We start from the raw sequence: 1,962 nt of genomic DNA, 5'->3' as shown, positions 1-1,962 counted from the left end.
CTACGTCGCACCCGGCTCGCCCCCGCTAGCGGGCACTCCGTGGCATTCCCGCCTCCGGCTGCGGGGGTCCGGCGAGGGGGCGGCCGTGTACCGAACGGGCAGCCGGCGGGATGCGGGTGTTTCAAACGCGACTGAGAACGCACCGCGGGTCGTCGTCGCCTACGAGTGGGACCGCGACGAACTCGAATCGGAACTCGACGGCTACGTCGTCCGACAGCACGCATTCAAACTCTGGAACGAGGATGTCGTCGTCTTCATCGACCAGGACGCACTCGACGCGGCGAACTCGACAGAGCGCTGAGTCGTCAACGAGCCTACGTTTGAGGGCGCTGAAGTCGTCGATGATAGCTCTATTTTATCCACGAACGTGAGTATTTGGGCATCCAAGGTGGCAACGTTTATGCACCGACATACTAAACCGGCGATTGTGACCGTCACTGTACCCGGACCCACGCTCGGCGTCGTCGGCGGGGGCCAACTCGGGCGTATGCTCGGTGAGGCCGCCGCGCCGCTCGGCGTCGACATCGTCGTCCTCGACCCGACACCCGACTGCCCGGCCGCAGCGGTTGCCGACCAAATCGTCGGCGACTTCGACGACCCCGAGGCGATGGCGGAACTCGCCGCACGGGCCGATGCACTGACGTTCGAAATCGAACTCGCGGACCCCGACCTCCTCGACGAACTCGCTTCCGAGGAAGAAATCGCGGTCCACCCGTCTCCCGACGCGCTGCGAACTATCGAAGACAAACTCGTCCAGAAAAAGACGTTCGGCGACGCCGGAATCCCGATTCCGCCGTTCCACCGCGTCGACGACGCGGACGACCTTCGCGCCGCCCTCGACGAGTTCGGGTCGGTCATGCTGAAAGCCCGAACCGGCGGTTACGACGGCCGCGGAAACGTTCCGGTCACCGACCTCGAAGACGCGGAAGATGCTATCGAGGCGGTCGGCGGCCCGGCCATGGCGGAGGCCTTCGTCGATTTCGAGCGCGAACTGTCCGTCATCGGCGTTCGCGGCGAAGACGAGATTCGAACCTTCCCTGTCGGCGAGAACGTCCACGAGGAGGAGATTCTCCGGGAGACTATCGTTCCGGCGCGGACGACCGACGAAGTCAGCGAAGAAGCCGACCGGGTTGCTCGTGAGGTGCTCTCGCATCTGCCCGGTCGCGGCGTCTTCGGTATCGAACTCTTCGAGACGGCGGACGGCGACGTGCTCGTGAACGAAGTCGCCCCGCGCCCGCACAACTCGGGTCACTGGACCATCGAGGGCGCGCTTTGCTCGCAGTTCGAACAGCACGTTCGTGCCGTCCTCGGATGGCCACTCGGGGCGACGACCCGCCGCTCGCCCACCGTGATGGCGAACATCCTCGGAACCGTCGACGAGTCGCGTCCGGCCCACCTCGGCGGTCTCGCAGACCCGCTCTGTGACCCCGGCGTCTCGCTGCACTGGTACGGCAAAGACGAGGCCCGACCCCTGCGGAAGATGGGCCATCTCACCGCCGTCGGCAACGATGAGACGGATGTAGAGACGCTTCTCGGACGCGCACGTGAACTCCGAGACGGTCTTCGCTTCGACTGAGCAACCAGCGACCACTCTTCGACTGAGTAACCGGCAACCTAACCACCCTAACCGATACAACCGACTCGAACTGACTCCCTTTCGAGTACCACATCCCACACAAACAGACACCAATGACGACCGAACAGGACCTTATCGACGAACTGCACGCACAGGCCGACGATGACCGCGACCCCGAAACGACGCCCGACGTGGGCATCATCATGGGGTCCGACTCCGACCTCGATGTGATGTCCGGCGCGCACGAGGCACTGGACGCCCTCGGGTTCGGCGAGCAGACGGACTACGAGAACGCTCCCGAAGAGCGCTTTACCTACGAGACGTACGTCGTCTCGGCGCACCGGACGCCGGACCTGCTGTACGCCTACGGCGAGACGGCTGCCGAC

Annotated in this window: 2 protein-coding genes and 1 pseudogene; all 3 read left to right on the top strand. The window is 64.7% G+C overall.

Translation table 11 applies throughout. The features are described 5' to 3' along the window. Positions 1-301: pseudogene (locus tag QT222_RS01755) on the top strand (flippase activity-associated protein Agl23); the annotation flags it as partial. 126 nt (positions 302-427) lie between these two features. Further along, the gene (locus QT222_RS01750) at positions 428-1,576 is read left to right on the top strand and encodes a 5-(carboxyamino)imidazole ribonucleotide synthase (protein WP_491476109.1); all 1,149 of its coding nucleotides are present in this window, start codon (positions 428-430) and stop codon (positions 1,574-1,576) included. A 113-nt stretch (positions 1,577-1,689) separates the two neighbouring features. Then, the coding region (locus tag QT222_RS01745; protein ID WP_491476108.1) for an AIR carboxylase family protein at positions 1,690-1,962 on the top strand (273 nt) is incomplete at its 3' end.

It is taken from the genome of Haloferax sp. s1, from assembly GCF_058382125.1.
This window is presented reverse-complemented; position numbering and strand designations above follow the sequence as displayed.